Annotated in this window: 15 protein-coding genes; 8 read left to right on the plus strand and 7 right to left on the minus strand. The window is 60.3% G+C overall.

Annotated elements, in window-relative coordinates:
• Positions 1–28: 28 nt before the first annotated feature.
• The 4 genes from IH881_03000 to IH881_03015 all read right to left on the minus strand — a co-directional run bounded on the left by IH881_03000 (position 29) and on the right by IH881_03015 (position 3,665).
• Positions 29–613 carry an RNA polymerase sigma factor gene (locus IH881_03000; GenBank protein MCH7866637.1) on the minus strand — a complete coding sequence of 195 codons (585 nt, stop codon included), beginning with the start codon at positions 611–613 and terminating at the stop codon, positions 29–31.
• A 258-nt stretch (positions 614–871) separates the two neighbouring features.
• A complete protein-coding gene (locus IH881_03005; GenBank protein ID MCH7866638.1) occupies positions 872–1,705 on the minus strand; it encodes a hypothetical protein in 834 nt (277 codons plus the stop codon).
• A gap of 41 nt (positions 1,706–1,746) precedes the next feature.
• Entirely contained in the window at positions 1,747–2,859 is a 1,113-nt protein-coding gene (locus IH881_03010) for an AAA family ATPase (protein MCH7866639.1), read from the minus strand.
• Between the two features lie 278 nt (positions 2,860–3,137).
• Complete coding sequence (locus IH881_03015; GenBank protein ID MCH7866640.1) at positions 3,138–3,665, minus strand: MerR family transcriptional regulator; 528 nt, start codon at positions 3,663–3,665, stop codon at positions 3,138–3,140.
• 489 nt (positions 3,666–4,154) lie between these two features.
• Here IH881_03015 and IH881_03020 point away from each other — a divergent pair, with 489 nt between their 5' ends.
• The 4 genes from IH881_03020 to IH881_03035 all read left to right on the plus strand — a co-directional run bounded on the left by IH881_03020 (position 4,155) and on the right by IH881_03035 (position 7,995).
• Entirely contained in the window at positions 4,155–5,360 is a 1,206-nt protein-coding gene (locus tag IH881_03020) for a hypothetical protein (GenBank protein MCH7866641.1), read from the plus strand.
• Positions 5,361–5,391: 31 nt separating this feature from the next.
• Positions 5,392–6,066: a tRNA (guanosine(46)-N7)-methyltransferase TrmB gene (gene trmB, locus IH881_03025; GenBank protein ID MCH7866642.1), complete on the plus strand. Its 675-nt coding sequence runs from the start codon at positions 5,392–5,394 to the stop codon at positions 6,064–6,066.
• Positions 6,063–7,148, plus strand: coding sequence for a 23S rRNA (adenine(2503)-C(2))-methyltransferase RlmN (rlmN, locus tag IH881_03030; protein ID MCH7866643.1), 1,086 nt, complete (start codon positions 6,063–6,065; stop codon positions 7,146–7,148). The genes trmB and rlmN overlap by 4 nt, the downstream gene beginning before the upstream one ends.
• 175 nt (positions 7,149–7,323) lie before the next feature.
• On the plus strand, positions 7,324–7,995 hold the full coding sequence (locus tag IH881_03035; protein MCH7866644.1) for a serine/threonine protein phosphatase: 672 nt from the start codon (positions 7,324–7,326) through the stop codon (positions 7,993–7,995).
• A 40-nt stretch (positions 7,996–8,035) separates the two neighbouring features.
• Here IH881_03035 and IH881_03040 read toward each other — a convergent pair whose 3' ends face one another.
• Complete coding sequence (locus IH881_03040) at positions 8,036–10,222, minus strand: LysM peptidoglycan-binding domain-containing protein (GenBank protein ID MCH7866645.1); 2,187 nt, start codon at positions 10,220–10,222, stop codon at positions 8,036–8,038.
• 158 nt (positions 10,223–10,380) lie between these two features.
• Complete coding sequence (gene ffh, locus IH881_03045; GenBank protein ID MCH7866646.1) at positions 10,381–11,907, minus strand: signal recognition particle protein; 1,527 nt, start codon at positions 11,905–11,907, stop codon at positions 10,381–10,383.
• A 234-nt stretch (positions 11,908–12,141) separates the two neighbouring features.
• On the opposite strand from ffh, the gene IH881_03050 reads away from it, so the two are divergent.
• Positions 12,142–13,035, plus strand: a complete 894-nt coding sequence (locus IH881_03050; protein MCH7866647.1) for a GNAT family N-acetyltransferase — start codon at positions 12,142–12,144, stop codon at positions 13,033–13,035.
• A gap of 95 nt (positions 13,036–13,130) precedes the next feature.
• A complete protein-coding gene (locus IH881_03055) occupies positions 13,131–15,815 on the plus strand; it encodes a 1-acyl-sn-glycerol-3-phosphate acyltransferase (protein ID MCH7866648.1) in 2,685 nt (894 codons plus the stop codon).
• A gap of 6 nt (positions 15,816–15,821) precedes the next feature.
• Here IH881_03055 and IH881_03060 read toward each other — a convergent pair whose 3' ends face one another.
• Positions 15,822–16,694 (minus strand): VOC family protein, encoded by an 873-nt coding sequence (locus IH881_03060; protein MCH7866649.1) that lies wholly within the window; start codon positions 16,692–16,694, stop codon positions 15,822–15,824.
• A 166-nt stretch (positions 16,695–16,860) separates the two neighbouring features.
• On the opposite strand from IH881_03060, the gene hisI reads away from it, so the two are divergent.
• Both hisI and IH881_03070 read left to right on the plus strand, forming a co-directional pair.
• Positions 16,861–17,247, plus strand: coding sequence for a phosphoribosyl-AMP cyclohydrolase (gene hisI / locus IH881_03065; GenBank protein ID MCH7866650.1), 387 nt, complete (start codon positions 16,861–16,863; stop codon positions 17,245–17,247).
• The gene (locus IH881_03070) at positions 17,244–18,146 is read left to right on the plus strand and encodes an ATP phosphoribosyltransferase (GenBank protein ID MCH7866651.1); all 903 of its coding nucleotides are present in this window, start codon (positions 17,244–17,246) and stop codon (positions 18,144–18,146) included. The genes hisI and IH881_03070 overlap by 4 nt, the downstream gene beginning before the upstream one ends.
• Positions 18,147–18,170 lie beyond the last annotated feature (24 nt).

The raw sequence follows: 18,170 nt of genomic DNA on the forward strand, positions 1-18,170 counted from the left end.
AGGCGGCCAGCGTAGCCCGCTCGGCCTGCTAGCGGGCTAGTAGGATTTTGCGCGTGCGATACAGGTTCGATTTGATTGCGTTCTCACTCTTGTTGAGCGTCTCGGCAATCTCGTGGATCGGGCGTTCCTGCAGATGGTGGAGTTCGAACAAGATCTGCTGTTCCCGGGTCAGGCGGTTGTCTACCAATCGCTGGATGCTGTCGACCCGCTGCTTGAATTCGATCGTCTGGATCGCGTTCGGGGAAACGGCCGCCGATGAGCCCAACTCGTCCGCTGCGGCGTCGGCATGTTCTTCTTCGAGAGAAACCGTAGGGTGACGTTTCTTCTTGAAGCGGGAAGCGATCGTGCGCCGGGTGACTCCGAAGATCCAGGCCCCAAACGGTGCTTCCCTGCGATAGCTGTCGATCGAAGAAAACACGTTGATGAAGACGTCCTGGACGGTCTCCTCGACGTCGGCGGTGTTGTTCAAGCGCCGGTTCACAAAATGATAGATTCGCTTGAAGTAGCGATGATAGAGGCTCGAGAACGCCTCGTGATCTCCGTCGAGTATCAGGCGTACCAGCGTTTCATCGCTCTGCGCAGCAACATCGTCAGCTATGTCAGGAGCCGCCACTTCTTCCCCTTTTGAATCCCAGATCGAACCGGCGCCGCATAGGAGGGTCGGCTTGCACTTCTCCCCTTTAAGGGAGTGGCGTTTAATTTGAATAGGTGTCGAAAAATGTCAGTGAGAACAGAAATTGGCAGTCGCTGGGGAAGCCAGATTCCTCTCGCGATCGACAGGAAACGCGATTGTGGTTTCAGGTCGGTAAGTTGGCGGGATACCTGCAGAAACGCGTGAGACGGGGGCAAACGCGAGGCGCTGGGGGAACGATCAAGGGAGCATGGACTTCTTGGCCCGCTCGTACACGAGCTTGGCGGTTTCGCGCAGTCCCTTGGCTGCCAACGAGTTGGGATGGGCTTGGCCGATGGCTCGTCGGGCGACGATCGCGCGGTAGACATCGAGATCTTCGACGAGCAGGCCATAACTCGTCAATGTCAATCCGAGTCGCTGTTCTACGTTGCGCGCCAGTCTTGTGAAAGTCTCTTCGCCATCTCGCTGTCCGACGGCGCCGTGTACGGTGATCCCCACTTCGGCCTTCGGGTTCTCCTCGAGAACCAGCGCGGCGAGGGCATAGGCTCGGGCCATATCGTGTTGCTGCGGAGAGGTGAACAGCAGCATCCATTCGAGAAGTTCCGCGGGTTGTTCGGCCCCCCGCAGCCAGACTGGCGGAATTCGCACGAGCACGATTCCACCGTCGGCGCAACCGTCGGCGCGAGCGGCCGCGAGAGCGACGGCTGCGCTGTGGAGCGATGCGAGGTCTTCGGCAGGGCAGGTCTCCAGCCGGACCCGGGGCGACTCACAAATGGATCGCGAAAAGAGAGCTTCTGCGTTGGGCGTCTCCGGGGTCAGGAGGGTCGCGTCGCCACCGAGGGCCGCAATTTCTGAGGCCAGGCCGGCGACCAGGGACGCGCGGACGATCTCGTGGTCTGCAATGGGGACGGCTGCGAGAGGCAGGGAAGAAGACCCGAGTTCGTGGACTTCGGGTTCGCGGTCAAACGCGTCGGTCGTGATCCCGGGCGTGCGAGAGACTCCCGCCCGCTGATCCTCGTCGGCAGCGATCTCGGGCATGAAGTAGTGAAGTACGTCGGCAAGATCCCTGGGCACTGGGTTCTCCGGCCTCCTCGACTTCTCTCAGTGCATGTAGCTCAGCGGACTATCAGGACTGAGTTTTCTTGGCCTGTAGACGTGGGGACCCAGTTGTCGTTGTTGGGATCGCGGAACCATTCCCCGTCGACTACGTAGCGATATTGATAAGTGCCGGGGGGTAAGTGGAGGATCTTGGTCCAGATCCGAGTCTCTCCTTCGGATTCGATCATCGATCGGACGCCTTTGTCTGGAATCCAACCGTTGAAATCGCCCGCGATGCGGACTTCTCCCGCTTGAGCGTCTCGGTAGCGCACCACGACCTCGCGGGTCGGCGGCGGAGCCTTCTCTTCGGCCGGAATGTCGTTGCGCAGCTTTGGAGGCGGGCTGGCCACCAACTCGATCGCGAGCGTCGAATAGTCTCGCGCGCCGTTGGCCGAGGGGGCGTAGAGAGAAATGGGGAGGCCGCTACGGGCCGCTTCCCGCAATTTCACGTTGAGCCGGATTACGCTGTCAAAACACAGATCTTTGAACAATTCGCGAACATCGCCCAGGGTCTGGCGCGCGTAGCGCGTGCGTCCGTCGTACATGGTGGGCAGGATGCGAACGGACAGATCGTGTCCGATGCGGTCCGAGAGCAGGGCCACGGTTTCGAGCAGCTTCTGGACACCGTCGACGGCGAAGAAACTCATTTCGAGTGGGATCAGGACTTCGCGCGATGCTCGCAGAGCGTTGAAGGTCAGCAGGCCAACGTTGGGCGGGCAGTCGATCAACACGTAGTCGTAGTGAGGTGGAAGATTTTCGATGGCTGCGGCGAGACGCTCGGTGCGCGAGTCATGTTTCTCGCTCGCGAGTTTTTGTTCTAATGCGGACAACACGATGCTCGAAGGCGCCAGGTCGAGCCGCTCTGAAGCGTTGACGATGATCTCTTCAAGCTGCCGCACTCCAGCGGGTTCGGCGAGGATTTCGTAGAGATTTTGATCGAGTTCGTCGGGATCGATCCCGAGTGCCAGAGTGGCGTGCGCTTGTGGATCCAGGTCGACAATCAAGACGCGTGAGCCGTCGGCTGCTAGTGCACCGGCGAGATTGACCGTCGTGGTCGTCTTGCCGCATCCACCTTTTTGATTGACGATGGCGATGACTCGCATGGCGTTTCCCCCCAGTGCGGCGAACATGATAATCGCCGGCTGAACCCACGCTTGAGAGACTCGTACCGTATGCAGTGGCCTCTCAAAATTCACCTTCCCCGAGCTGCTCGGGGAGGTACGACTGTTATGTCAGCTACATTGGCCAGCTCAACATGGTCAACGATTCGCTTCGGCGTCTAGTCGTCTGTCCGTCTATCCGTCAGATTGTTCTGTCTTTTTCCCCCGCTCTTGCTTTTGTTTCTGAGCTTTTGTCTGGTTTCTCAGTTGAGTTGATGAAGGTGCTAAAACTGCTTTAAAAGGGTGTATTAGGCGGTTTGGGTCCAATCTGCGATTCGTCTCGTCGCCCGCGCTCGCTTCGCTGGGGCGACCTTTGTTTCGCTTCTCCAGCGGTCCACTTCACGCTTGAAGTCTGCGACTTCAAAGATCCACTCCTGTCCGGAGACGGCTTCGAAGGCGGTGTTCTCCAGGAAGACGAGCACGACTTCTCCTGTCGCCACCAACACCAGATCGGATAGCGGACGGTCGATGTTGGGGAGGATCTCGCGCAGGGCGCGGATGCTCGAGCGAATTCGCTGAACCGAAACCCCGGCGTCGATCAGTCGCTTGGTCGCCTTCAGTGCGACCAGATCTTGAAATGTATATCGGTGGTGCCCGCCGCGTGTCTTGACGGAGGGGATGACCAGATCGGTCTGCGCCCAGTACTGCAATTGTCGACGCGAGATTCCCAAGATCTGTACGACTTCTTTGGTGCGAAACAGGTCGGGCGGGTTGCCCAACGACCTGTTCGATTCGGTACTTGGTTCCGCCGCGCTTTGCACTATGGAGTTGTCCATCTCGAATTCCCTCTCTCCGAATCTGTTTCCCGAACTCGCGCCTGGCCTCTTCAGTCGTCTACCGCCCGACTCGGCTGCTTACGGATCCGCGCTGTGAAGACGACCTCTGTACCAAGTGCCAGTTGCGTCTTGCTCGATACTCAAGCGTCTGCAATCGACCGTGCATCGTGCTGCCGTGCAGGCGATTTCGCGACCAAGTTCGAGTTCTCGCACCGGAAGCGAAGGATTTCTGCCAGATAAATCCGAAACCAGTCTGAAGTCAACCCAATCAACCTGCGAAATGTACCGATTGGGAGAAATGAATGCAGCAATCTCGGGGTTTTCCTCCAATACCTGCCGGTTTGTTCACTGACTTGGACTTTCCCGTGTGCTTCCCGACCGTGCCTGCACATTGTACGCATATGAGCGCAAAACAGGGGTATAAAAGTGTTGAATATCGCCGAATTCGCGAGAGAGAAGTCAGGGCGCGTCTGCGGTAGCCTGAGTTCCATGGCCGACACTGAAAAGCAGTCAATTTCCTCAGGGGGAGCGCGAGAGGAGCGCATCCTGGTCGAGGACGAGGGTACACGGCGGCCGTTCATGCGCGGCATCATGGTTCACTCCCTGATGGCGCGCGGGATCAGTTTCGAGGATGCGTTCCGCACTGCAAACTTGGTGAAAGATCGGACCCAGGAGCGCGGCATCGTTCAGAGAGCCGAACTCGCCAAGCTCGTCGTCGAGATTTTGGGAAGCGATGCGCTGGCTGACCATCAGCCCCCGATTCCAATTCCAGGTGGGATCGTGGTGGGTGGCCTGGAGGATGCGAATCCCTTTTCCAAAGGACTGCTGGCTCAGTCGCTGCTTGCCGCGTCGGTAGACCCGAGCGATGCCTTCGATGTGGCGCGGGAGATCGAGTTCGACCTGTTGCGCCAGGGGCGCCGCCAGATCAGCCGCCAGGACCTCCGTCGCGCCGCCTACGAAAAAATGCTCCGCCGCTTCGGTCCCCGAGCCGCATCGCGTTTTCTGATCTGGCGTCAGTTCCAGGAACCCGAAAAGCCCGTGATCATTCTGCTTGGGGGCAGCAGTGGGGTGGGGAAGACCTCCCTCGCACTCGAGGCGGCCCGACGTCTCGGCATTCGTCGCGTGCTCTCGACCGATTCGATTCGCCAGGTGATGCGCTTGATGCTCTCCTCGGAGTTGGTGCCGGCGATCCACGCTTCGTCGTTTGACGCCCATCTCTCCATCGCCACAGACGCCAATGCCGCGGGTCGCGAACAAGACGAAGTCGTTCAAGGTTTCATGGCCCAGGCCACGGTGGTCTCCGTCGGTGTACGGGGGATGATCGAGCGCGCGATCGACGAAAATACGAGCATGATTCTCGACGGCGTGTCCCTGGTCCCGGGCCTGATCGATCTCGCGTCCTATGCCGCCGACGCCCACATCATCTACCTGGTCGTCGCCCGCCTGGACGAAGACAGTTTTCGCAACCATTTTATCGCTCGAGGCAAGCGGCAGTTGCACCGCAACGCCACCCGCTACGTTGAGAACCTCGAGGGCATCCTGAAAATTCAGGAACATTTTCTCGAACTGGCGGATCGCTACGACATCCCGATCGTGGACAACGCCACCATCGACGGGTCAGTGATGCTCGTCATTCGGCACGTCGTAGAAACGCTGCGCAAGTCCGGCAATTACGATGAGGTCGATTTGCTCTGAATCGCCCTTTTGTGAGTTATGGCAGTGAGTTATGGCCCGTACCCTCAAATACGACATCCCTGGAGTTGATAGGCGTCGCAGTCTCGCCGACGCCTATGAGTTTGGTGTGCATTCGCTATTCGAACCCGAATACGCGAGCCCGTATTCCCTTGTCGTAGAGATTGGCTTCGGTCGCGGGGAATTTCTATTGGAGATGGCTGCGAAGTATCCCGAGCTGGCGTTTCTAGGCGTAGAAGTCTCCTGGAAGCGCGTGCTCAAGATGGCGCGCAAGGTGGCTCGGGCCGAACTCGAAAACGTCCGCCTGGTCGCCGGTCGCGGCGAAGCCATCCTGCACGACTGCCTGCCCGAAAAAAGTGTCAGCGAGATCTGGGTGAACTTCTCCGACCCCTGGCCGAAGGCGGCCCACGCCCACCGGCGGATTTTCCAGCCCGAGTTCATCCGGCGAGCTGCGGAAGTGCTCGAACCCGGCGGTGTCCTGCATATCGCCACGGACGATCCCAGCTATTCCGAACAAATCGGACAAGTGCTCGCAGCCGAACCCCAGCTCGTCAACCATCACACGCCGGCGGCGTTCGTGCGCGATGTGTCGGGGCGCATTGCAACTTCCTATGAAATGGATTGGCGGGCCGGCGGCAGACAGATGCATTTCTTCGATTACGGGCGAGCCTCGTTCGACGAACAGGACTTCGAGCCGGAGTTTTCGTGAAACACCCAGCCAATCTCAAAGACCACGGGCTGACCTCCCTGCGCAAGCGGTTTGTCGCCGAGGGCGTTCCCGCCTATCGGGCCAACCAGGTGATGAGCTGGCTCTACAAGCGCGGCATTGACGATATCCAGCAGATGACCGATCTCTCGGTCGAACTGCGGGAGTCGCTGGCCGAGCACTGGGAAACCCGCGCCATCGAGGTGCGGACGCTGCAAAAGTCGGTCGACGGTACGCGAAAACTGGCGCTTGCGACCCGGGACGGAAAGCTCATCGAGGCGGTGATCATTCCAGAAGAGCGCCGGAACACGTTGTGCATCTCGACCCAGATCGGCTGTTCGCTGGCCTGCGATTTTTGCGCCACCGGTGACATGGGCTTCACCCGCAATCTCACCACCGCCGAGATCATCGATCAAATTTTTCGTGCCCGTGAAGTCCTGGATGATCAAGCCGAAGAGGGCGAAGAACGCATAGAGGGCGAGATCACCAACGTAGTGTTTATGGGCATGGGGGAACCGCTGTTGAATCTGCCCGCGGTGAAAGAAGCGATCGACATCATGATCGACCCGCGCGGGATGGGTTTGGCACCGAGAAGGATCACCGTGTCGACCGCGGGGGTGGTTCCGAAGATCTCCGAACTGATTGCAATTGCGCCCATCAACCTGGCGGTATCGCTGCACGCCACGACTGATGCCGTGCGCGATATCCTGGTCCCGATCAACAAGAAGTTCCCGCTGGCGGTTCTGCTCGGCCTGCTGCGCAGTGATCCCAACGTAACGCGCAAGCGGCCTGTCTTCTTCGAGTACACCTTGCTCGCGGGGGTGAACGATTCCCAGGACGACGCCCGCCGGCTGCCCGAATTGCTGCGCGGCATCCCCTGCAAGATCAATTTGATCCCGGCGAACTCCCACCCGGGAGGGCGCTATCGCGCACCCGATCAGGACGTCATGGACCGATTCGCCGCGCGCGTCCACGCCAGCGGGATGCGGGTCACGTTGCGTCGCAGCCGGGGAGCCGATATCGCCGCGGCCTGCGGTCAGCTGGCCAACACCGCGATTGAGCCCTCAGCCCAAAGTCTCCAGTAGATCCTCCCAGGGGTATCGAAAAACCGCCTGAGTAAATCGCTCGGGGGTTTCTCCAAGCGGCAATCTGGGCATTTCACTGTGCATCCTGGGTGTCAATGACGTTGAATTCCGGGTGGTTGCGCGTCAAGTCTTCGATTCTAACCGCCGATATAGGGTTGGGGGGAATCGACACCTCATGCTTTACGCCTTTGGTGATGTTCACGGCGAGTTGGACAAGCTTGACGAACTGCTGGATTCGTTGCCTTTACGCGACGGCGATCGGCTGATCTTTCTCGGCGACTATGTCGACCGGGGGCGAGACGCCCGCGGTGTGATCGATCGGCTGATCGAAGTGCAAAAACACTGGCCGTGCGTATTCCTGCTGGGCAATCACGAGTCCATGTTTCTCGACTTCCTCGGTTGGACGGACGCGGCCTACTTCGGCGGCGAAGCCTTCTTGATGAATGGCGGCGATCAAACTCTCGAGAGCTACGGCTTCTTCGAAGAGACCGACAAGAAGAAGTACCAGCTTCCCAAAGACCACGAGGATTTCCTGCTCGGCCTCAAGTTGTTTCACCGGGAAGGGGACTACCTGTTCGTGCACGCGGGCATCAACCGCTCGCTCCTGCGCGAACGCGACGTCGCTTACGTCCTGCACAAGGTCAAGGTCGAGGACCTGTTGTGGAACCGATCGACTTGCGATCTTCCGCACAACATGCCGGTGACCGTCGTCTACGGACACACCCCGACCGAAGACTTCGAAGTCCGCTGGAACCTCCCGTTCAGTGTGGGAATCGACACCGGAGCCGTCTACGGCGGGCCTCTTACGGCGCTGCGCCTGCCGGACGAAACGCTGTTCCAGGTCTAGCTGGCGCCGTCCGTACCCGTTCCCGGACTACGCTGTCGTACTACGTGGACGATTTCCCCGCCACCCAACTCTCGCGCTGCTTCAACTCGGGAACCATGATTGGGGTTCCCTTCTGCAGCGACGCAAAGTCGAGGTCCGGGTTGTACTGTCGCAGCAGCCAAAGCGGGATGCGGTAGTCCTTCTCCGCAAGCTTCCAAACCGAATCGCCTCTGCGCGCAATGTGGGTTCGCGTTCCCTCGATCTCATAGCGTTCGAAGAAGGCTTCCTGAATGGAGCGGTGGTAGTTCTGTCGCCGCGCTTCGAATGTTTCCCTTTCGGTCTGGCTCAAGTCGATTGCGATCCGCTGGCCGATCGCAATTGCGCGACCGTAGGGAATGTCGTTGATGCGCCGTAGACGACTCGCTCGGATGTTCAGCCATTCGGCGTAGTGTCCGAGAGTTTCGGCTCCCTGGACCTCGATCGTATCGTCGTTCGCCACGCCGTATTCACTCGGGTCGGCGAGCAGCTCGGTCAATTCGCTCAGCGCCGGGTCTTCAGCGGTCGCAACGAGCACGCCGCCCTGCATGGGTTCGAGCGCTTCGGCGGGGCGCTTGGGCGGATTGGACAGGGTCGCGATCGCGTCGGGATGCGGCCCGGTGGTCGCTGCCGCCATCACCGACTTCGCCGGGGATTTGCGCAAATTCAGCGTTTGACCGGGGTAGATACGATTGCGGTTGCGCAGGTGATTGGCGTCGAGGATGTCCAACTCGTTCAGGCCAAAGCGGCTGGCGATTCGCGACACCGTATCGCCGCGCCGGACCGTGTACTGGCCCGATGCAGGTACCTCGGCTCTCGCCGGCGGGCGCGAAGATTGATTCGCCATCGCGTGGCGAACAGTTCGTCCGTTGTCGGGAAGCTTGAGTTTTTGGCCCACTCGAATCTTGTGGCGACTGCGCAAACCGTTGATCGCGACCAACTGGCTGACGCTGACCCGGAACCTTCGGGCGATCGTCGAAAGGGTGTCGCCCCGGCGTACCCGGTAGTCCAGGTCTTTCGTCTGTGCAGCGTGACGTTGGGTGTCCGGGATCGATTCGAGAGCGAGTTCGACCGGGCGGGCGAGTAGGCTTTGGGGAACGCGCAGGGGAAAGTGTCGCGGAATGTATTTTGCGCCCCGCCACACCGCCGGTCGCAGAGATGGATTGGAAGTTTCGAGGGTTGAACGCTCAATTCCGAGCGCGCTACACAACGCGGCCGGCGTCGTGTAAAAGGGCACCTCGAAGGACGCGTAGTCGATGGGTGCGTCGAGTTCGAGCGGCCCGAAGTATTGCTGGAAGTTCGAACTCACCTCGGATGCAGCCAACAGTTCAACGTAAAAATTTCGTGAGGCGAAACCAAAGGTTCGGCTCTTGTAGTTGCGGTTGATCGCGACGATGTCTTTGGTGCCGAGCTTGCGCGCAGCCCGGCGCATTCCGGAGGCGCCGTGGTTGTAGGCCGTGATGGCCAATGGCCAGCTGCCCGTCACTTTGCGGTTCTGGGCGAGCAGGCGGGCCGCGGCGACCGTGGCTCGGAACGGGTCGAGGCGTTCATCGATTACGTGATCAATTCTGAGGAACCGCCGTCCCGTCGAACGCGTGAACTGCCACAGGCCGGCCGCACCGACCCGGGAGTAGGCCCAGGGGGTAAACGATGACTCTACGTGGGGCAGGGCGGTGAGTTCCAGCGGCAGGCCGTGAGCTTTGAAGACCTGCTCGATATGGCTCTTCCAACGGCCAGATCGCACGATCCCAGCGCGAAATTTGTCCGCCTGTCCGAGCTGAAAGCGCAGCCGGTTCCTGGCCGCGCGCAGTTCCTTGTTGCTCACGCCGCGGGGCCAGAGTGACAACACCCGGGCTTCCTCGGCAGTGAGTCCAGTGCGCTTGCCCTTGGACAAGCTGATGAGAATCTTGCGGTAGCCAGCTTTGATCTTGTCGCTCCAGCGTTCCCTTGCCCGCCCGCTGAGGCCGCTGGGGATCTTCGCCACTTCGTAGACGACACCGAGATGCCGGGAGTCGTGGATCAGACCGCTCCCGGTCGTGACCTCGGAGTAGACCCGGACCCAGAATTGGATGTCGTCGGCGAGTTCGGGAGGGCGCGGCAACACGATGGGGCTGGAAAGCTCGGTGCACGTCGCAACCGTGGCCCCGGTCATCGCGACTGCCATCACTGCGACCACAATTACAAAGTGAAACGTGCGAAGGAATCGCGTCATCGGTCCCTCACCAATCGGCAACTTCAGTTGGAAATTGAATACACAACAAGAGAGTTGATCCCGGGGGGGCGGTGGGGGTTCTCATTAAATTTGATGGCGCAGCGCGCTGATACTTCTAACCCTTCTGTGCGCGAGTTCCAGGGTTCTCGCTCAATTGATTACTTCTTGCGCCCTTTTCGGCGCGACTTTTTCGCTTGTTTCTGCTTTTTCTTGCGATCCGCGGTGGAGGTCCGTCGCTTGGTGCGGCCGATGGGGCTTGCTCCCCCACCCAACATTGCCATCGGATCGAAGCCGGGCATTCCGCCCACACCGGGCAGGCTCGGCATTCCGCCTCCCATGCCCGGCATCCCGCCCGTGAGCTTTCCCATCAGGCCACTCTGCTGCCCGAGCATCGCCATCATTCCCTTCATCTGCTCGAAGCGCTTGAGCAGATCGGTGACTTCCTTGGGTTTGCGGCCGCTGCCCGCCGCGATGCGCGTGGTTCGACTCTTGTTGATCAGCGAGGGAACCTGTCGTTCGCCGGGGGTCATCGAGCCGACCATGGCTTTGACCTTGACCAGCTCTCCTTCATCGACCTGCTCCGCCATTCCGCCCATGCCGGGCATGCGCGCGAAAATTTCTTTGACCGGTCCCATTTTCTGGAGGGTCTGGAGTTGGGAAATGAGATCTTCCAGGGTGAACTGGCCCTTGAGGATCCGCTCGGCGTCTTCCTCGGCCTGTTTTTCGTCGACGACCTCTTCGAAATCCTTGACCAGGCCGACGATGTCCCCCATTCCGAGGATGCGTGACGCGAGGCCTTCGGGGCGAAACTCTTCGAGGCGGTCCAGTGTCTCGCCGGTGCCCAGGAACTTGATCGAGATTCCCGTGACCGCCTTGACCGACAGCGCTGCCCCACCCCGGGCATCGCCGTCGAGCTTGGTCATGCAGATGCCGTCGATCTGGAGTTTCGCGCTGAAGGCTTCGGCGTGGCTGACGGCGTCGCGGCCCATCAGTGCATCGCAGACCAGCAGGGTGTTGGCCGGGGCGACAGCGGCGTCGATCTGTTGCAGTTCGTTCATCAGATCTTCGTCTGCGGCCAGTCGACCTGCGGTGTCGTAGATGATCGCGTTGCGGCCGTCGCGCCTGGCCCGCTCCTTTGCCTCGCGACAGATCTCCGCTGGCAACTGACCAACGCTTCCGGTGTGCACGGGAATCTCGATGGATTCGCCCAGGGTCTTGAGCTGATCGACCGCGGCGGGTCGATAGATATCCGCGGCGACCAACAGGGGCTTCCGGCCCTGGTTTTTGAGATACTTGGCGAGCTTGGCCGCGATGGTCGTCTTGCCGACGCCCTGGAGTCCGACCAACATGATCGAGATGGCGCCGTCCTTGCGGGCCAGCTCGGTCTCGACCGGCCCCATCAGGTTGACGAGTTCTTCTTTACAGATGCCGACAAAATGTTGGCCCGTAGAGACCTTGAGCTTGCGTCCCCCGCGTTCTCGGGCGTAGGTCTTTACTTTTTCGCCGAGGGCGCGCTGTTTTACACGTTCCAGGAAATCTTTGGCGACCTGGAAATCGACGTCGGCTTCGAGCAGTGAGCGTCGGACGTCCGCGAGCGAATCCGCGATATTCTCATCCGAGAGCTCGCGAATTCCGCGCAATCGTTCTGTCGCGGTTTTGAATCCTTGGCTGACTGTTTCGAGCACAGTGGTCCTCCGGGCCGCAGACTCTAGCAGCCAGCTTGAGCGCTACTGCAAACTCGCTGTGCAATCGCCTTGCCCCGGGTGAATTCGCCGTGCATGATTGCAGTGGGTCTGATCTCAGACGCGATGAATGGGCGCCGGAGGAAGAGGAATGCAGGTGCAGGTGGAAACACGAGTGGCCGGTCGAGTTGCCATCGCGGAAGCCGACGTTCTCGTCGTCCTTGACTGAGCGAAGCCGTGTTTTCTCGCAACACTCGCGCTGAATCGACTCCGAAGGCGGGTTTCCTCGCCTCACGGGACCGAGAGCAGGTGCTCACCTATCTGCGAGCCGATCCGCGGCTCAATCTTCAGTTGCTCGACCTGATCGACCGCGATTCCGATCAAGCGACCGCGCCGGAAACCGTGCCCGTCGTGCTCGTGGCGTGGCTTGGGGCCAAAGTGGTCGGCGTGGCTTCGCTGCGGCCGACCTTGCTGTTCGATGCGCACCTGGCGCGGCCGGCTCTGCGAGCCTTTCTTCCGTTCTTCAGCTCGATCGAGACCGGGCTGCTGAAGAGCCTCGACAGCGTGGTCACCGATCTTTGGGATCTGCTCGAATCCACAGGACGCAGGACATTGATCGATCGCTACGAGATCGCTTTCTCGATTGGAGCGGGAGAACTCGAGCGAACTTCCCTGCCCGAGGGTGCGGTGTTGCGCCAGGCGGTCGAAAGCGATCTCGACGAGCTGGTCTACGCCGCAAGGGCGAGTCTGCGCGAAGAGAAGCGGCCGGATCCCGGGGAGCGCGATCCCGTGGGATTTGAACGCTGGGTGCGCGGGCGGCTCGAGCGAGCTCGTGTCATCGAGATCGGGGGGCGCCTGGCCTTCGTCGGCTATGCGGACGTTCGCCGCAGCGAGGGTTGGCTGGTCCAGGGGGTCTTCACCTGGCCCGAAATGCGCCGTCAGGGACTTGCGGCTGCAGCCATGGCCGGGCTTGTGCGCGAGGCCCTCGATGCTGGCGCAGATCACGTTCAATTGGCGGTCGTCGAGGGGAACGAAGCCGCGCTGAACTTGTACCGCGGACTCGGATTTCGCTCGTTCGCGCGCCTGCGAACGGTACTCTTTGTCGGAGACGCCGGGGCCGCGTCGCGGTAGCACCTCCGAAGCCAGCTGATCGCGCACGGATCGATCTGAAGTGTGCGGTTGAAGTGCGGCATTTCGAACTGCGGCGATCTGAATTACGGGAAAAAATGGCAGAACGAGAAATCATCGAAGTGGGAGACTCGAAACCTCCAGACGGAACGGACGAGCGGTCGTCGGGTCGCGATCCCTTTACGGCGATGGTGCCCGGCTTCAATCTGTTCGTGCGCTGGTTCGCACGGCGCTACTTCCGCCATTTCGAGCTGGATGCTGCAAAGGTCGAGCAACTGCGGGAGATGGAAAACCGCGGCGCGGTCGTATACGTGATGCGCTACTCGAGTCGGCTCGACTACTTCTTGCTCAACACCCTGTTCGCCCGTGAAGGCCTGCGGCTCTCAGCCTTCGCCAACGGGATCAACTTCCACTATTTCGGAAAGCTGTGGATCGCGCTGCGGGCATCGTTCAACCGGGAACGGGGGCGCACGGGAAAAGATCGGCGCCAGTCCGATCGCCAACACGCTCGCCGTCTGGCCCTGGGCGGACAGTCGCAGTTCTTGTTTCTGCGCACCGAACGTCTCAAGAGTTTTTTGCGCGGGCGTAAGGGCGCCCAGAAAACCCATGAATTGAATCTGCTCCAGGAAGTGGTCCAGGCGGTTTGGGACACGGATCGCCCGGTCTACGTCGTGCCGGTGGCCTTGTTTTGGCGCAAGGGCCCCCGGGCCGAGAGCCGTTTTTTGAACCTGTCCTACGGTGCACTCTCTCGTCCTTCGGACATCGCCAAGGTCAGTTCGTTTCTCGCGACGTATCGCAGTCTGTCGGTAAAGATCGGCGAGGCGGTCGATCTCCAGGGGTTCATTGAAAGTCACCGCGCAGAAGGCCCGGCCCTGCTGGCACGCAAGGTCAGGCGTTCGATTTTGATTTACTTGTTCCGCGAAGAAAAGGTCGTCGAAGGACCGACCCTGCGCCCCCGCTATCGCGTCCAGCGCGAAGTCCTGGCCGACTCCGCTGTGAGGGACGCAATGCTGCAGCGCGCGATCGATCGCAGTTGGTCCGCCGAGCGGGTGCAGGCGGACGCGGAAAAGATCTTCTCCGAAATCGCGGCTTCGATGAATTCAACTGTGCTCGCGGCGATGAACTCGATCGTGAGCTGGCTCTTCCGTCGCATGTTTACTTCCATCGAGATCTACGGTTTCGAGAAGGTCGTAGATAACGCCAGGCAGCGTCCGGTGGTACTGGTGCCCAGCCATCGATCGTATTTCGATTTCCTGATTCTATCGGTGATGCTCTACGGCAAATTCATGCTTCCGCCCCACATCGCGGCGCGGGAGAATATGGCCTTCGGTCCGTTTGGCTTCATCTTTCGCCGGGTCGGCGCTTTCTTCATGCGGCGCACGTTCGATGATGCGCTGTACAAGGAGATCTTTCGCTCCTACGTGGGTTATCTGGTGCGCGAGGGGTTCACCCAGGAGTTTTTCATCGAGGGGGGGCGTTCGCGGACGGGAAAGACGCTGCCGCCGCGTCTGGGCATGTTGACCTGGGACGTCGACGCCTTCATCGACAGTCACCAACACGACCTCGTCTTCATCCCGGTGGCGATCACGTACGAACGATTGGTGGAAGAGAGTTCCATTCTCGACGAACTGTCCGGCGGGACCAAGACCAAAGAAAGTGTGCTCAATCTGGTACGTGCGCGTAAATATCTCGAGCGTCGCTTTGGCAGCGTGCACGTGTGTTTTGGCGAACCCATCTCGTTGGCCGACGTCCTGGGCGATCGGCGCGAAGTCTATCGGCAGTCCGGCCCCGAGGATCGGGAAATCGAAGCCGAGAAGCGGGATGTCATCGAGGCCCTGGGCTGGCGGATTGTCGAGCAGATCAATTGGTCCTTCGTCGCCAATGCAACCTCGGTCTCCGCGTGTGCGGTCATGGGTTCACCGCATCGCGGCGTGCGACGAGTTGAACTCGTTGAACACATTCGCGTCATCGTCGACCTGCTCAAGTTGCAGAAGACCCGCATGACCCGGGCATTGCTCGCGGACCAAAAGTCGTTCGAGGAGTCGATCTCGTTCTTGCTGCGAAACGATCTGCTGAAGAGTCGCGAAGATTCGGGGGGCGAGATTCTCTATTTCGACGAATCCCGTCGCACGGCGCTCGATCTCTATCGCAACGCGGTCGCCCATTTTCTGGCAACGCCCAGTTTTCTCGCCCGGCGATTGCTGACCGGGGCAGACGGAGACGCACTGCGCCGGGACCTGGTTCAGTGGCAGAAGCTCTTCTATCAAGAGTTCTATTCTCCAGAGACCGAAGTGTCGGCGTCTCAGTGCGAGGCATTCCTGGGGCATTTCGTGGAGCGGGGTTGGATCACCCACAATGACGATGTCTGGTCGACCACGGGCGCGGGCCGCCCCGTCTTCGAAAATCTTGCAGAGCAGACTCGGAGCGTCGTAGATGTTTACGATCTCTCCTGCGACGTGGCCGCGCAGCTAGAAACCGTCGTCACCCGGGCGGAGTTCTACGATCGAGTCTCGGAGGCCTTCGAAGGGGCCTCGATCATCGGCAATGTGCGCCGTCGCGAAGCCGCCAACACCACCACCTTCTCGAATGCGGTCGACCTGCTCCTGCACAGAGGCGTCTTGACCGAACATCGGCGCGACGTCCCAGACAAGAAGGGCAGAAGTGCTGCGGTTCGGGAGAAGAAAGGCAAGCCGAAGCGACAGGAGCGGGTGCTCACCCGAGCGGAAGATCCCGAAGCGCTGAGAGCGTTGCGCGTCGCTCTCGCAGTATCGGGTCCGCTCTAGCCCGGATTATTCATGAAGCTCCTGCTGAATGATCAGCGTCGCCACTCCCGCCGGTTTGCTCTTCAGCGTACATACCCGGGTCCCGGCCTTGTGTCCCTCGCGAATTTCACTGACCTCGAGTCCCGCCTTTGCGATGCGTTCGGATGCGGCGTCGATGTCATCTACGCGATACGCCAGTCCCCAGAGTCGATCGCCTTTCGCGGGTTCGTCTGTCTGATTGCCGAGCGGGGTGCCGATTTCGATGGTGAAGTGGCCGAGTCGGAAGAACAAGATCCGTGTTTTTCGCTTTTCGAATGTTCGGTCCAGCGCCAGCCGAATTCCGAGCTTGGTTCCGTAGAGGTCGATCGCGCGCTCTGCATCCCCGCTGAAGATCACCACGTGGTCTCCGCCCATGACAGCGGCTCGCTCGCCGTCAATCGCTAGCGATGGCGGCAACTCTTCCGGTGCGGAGAGCCACTCGACAAGGTGGATTCGCACGCCGGCGGACTCGGCGGGGTCGAGAACGCTTTGGAGGAAGCGTCGAAATGCGCCGGACGGTTCGTCTTTCGTGAGTCCTTCCACAGGTTCGCTCGGATTGAGCCCGTGATCGCGCAACTCCTCGACCGTGGCCGCGAGGTCGTCACTTGCCAGATGCAGCGCGTGCAAGCCGCCGCCGCGTGCTTCGATCTGCACTCGCAACGCGTTGCAAGTGGCGGTGTCACCCAGCGGGGAGAGCAGTTCGATGCATACATTGTCGAGCCGGAACAACACACACGCGGTTTCGTCACCGGGGTAGCCCCCCACCCACGCGGGACTGCGGCCGAGAACCTGCATCATTTCCTTCTGCGCGCGGCCGAGGTCCTCGACAGCAATCGAAATCCGATCGGTTCGCTGCAACACAGAGACACCTTTCCTATCCACCGACCCACCATAGCAGCAGCCCTTCCGCCCCGACTCTCCTGCCAAGGGACCCCCTCGCCGATTCTGGCGCCCCCGCACAAATAAAATGACACCCCAAAGCTGGCTGCTAGCGGGCCTCTCCACTTCCCGGTAGCCTCGCCCCCCCATGGAAATACTCAACCAACTCGACTTCGCCAAAAACGATGGCCTCGTCACCGCAATCGCCCAGGATCACTCCAGCGGAGAGATCCTCATGGTGGCCTTCATGAACGAAGAATCGTTCCGACTCACCGTCGAGACGGGCTCCGTGGTGTATTGGAGCCGCAGCCGCAAGAAGCTTTGGCGCAAGGGTGAGGAGAGCGGCAACACGCAGAAGCTCAAGTCGCTCTATATTGATTGCGACGGAGATGCGGTGTTGATGCAGGTCGAGCAGATCGGCGGAGCGGCCTGCCACACCGGCCGTCGCAATTGTTTTTTCCGCAAGCTCGACGGGGACACGTTCATCGACGTAGGGGTCAAGGTTTTCGATCCCGAAAAGGTCTACAAGAAATGAGCGACAAGACTTTTGCCGATCGCAGCCAGAAGAAGCTTCGTATCGGATTGCCCAAGGGCAGTCTCGAAGAGACCACCTTCAAGCTGCTTGCCCTGGCCGGGTTTTCGGTTCGCGTTGCGAGCCGCTCGTACTATCCCGAAATCGACGATCCCGAGATCGAGTGCATTCTGATTCGCCCCCAGGAGATGGCGCGCTATGTCGAACAGGGGGTGATGGATTGTGCGATTACCGGCGCCGACTGGGTGATCGAATCGGGTGCCGATGTCGAAGAAATCGCCGACCTCGAGGCACCCTGGCCCAACTACGTTCCGGTGCGCTGGATCCTGGCGGTAAAAGAGGGCTCGAAGTTCGAGAAGCCCGAGGACCTGCAGGGAAAACGGATTGCCTCAGAAGTGGTCGGAATGACCAAGCGGTACCTGGCCGCGAAGAACATCGAAGCCAAGGTCGAATTTTCCTGGGGCGCGACTGAAGTCAAGCCGCCGATTCTCGCCGACGCGATCGTGGACGTCACCGAGACGGGATCGAGTCTGCGTGCGAACCGTCTCAAGGTGATCGATACGATTTTTGAAAGCACTCCGCGGCTGATCGCCTGCAAACAGTCCCTCGAAAACGAGTGGGTGCGGGGCAAGCTGGAACGCCTCACGCTGTTGCTCAACGGCGCAATTGCAGCCGCCTCTCGGGTCGGTCTCGCGATGAATGTTCCCCGGGACAAACTCGATCAGGTGTTGGCCCTGCTGCCCGCGCTCAATACTCCAACGGTGTCGACTTTGGCCGATCAAAACTGGGTCGACGTGAGCACCGTGGTCGAAGAACACCTGGTTCGCGAACTTCTGCCAAGGCTCGTCGAGGCGGGAGCCCGCGGCATTATCGAGTCCCCCCTGAACAAGATCGTCGGCTGAAGCCGTGTTCCGCGTCGCATGGAG

This window comes from Myxococcales bacterium (assembly GCA_022563535.1).
Taxonomy (GTDB): Bacteria; Myxococcota_A; UBA9160; order UBA9160; family UBA4427; genus DUBZ01.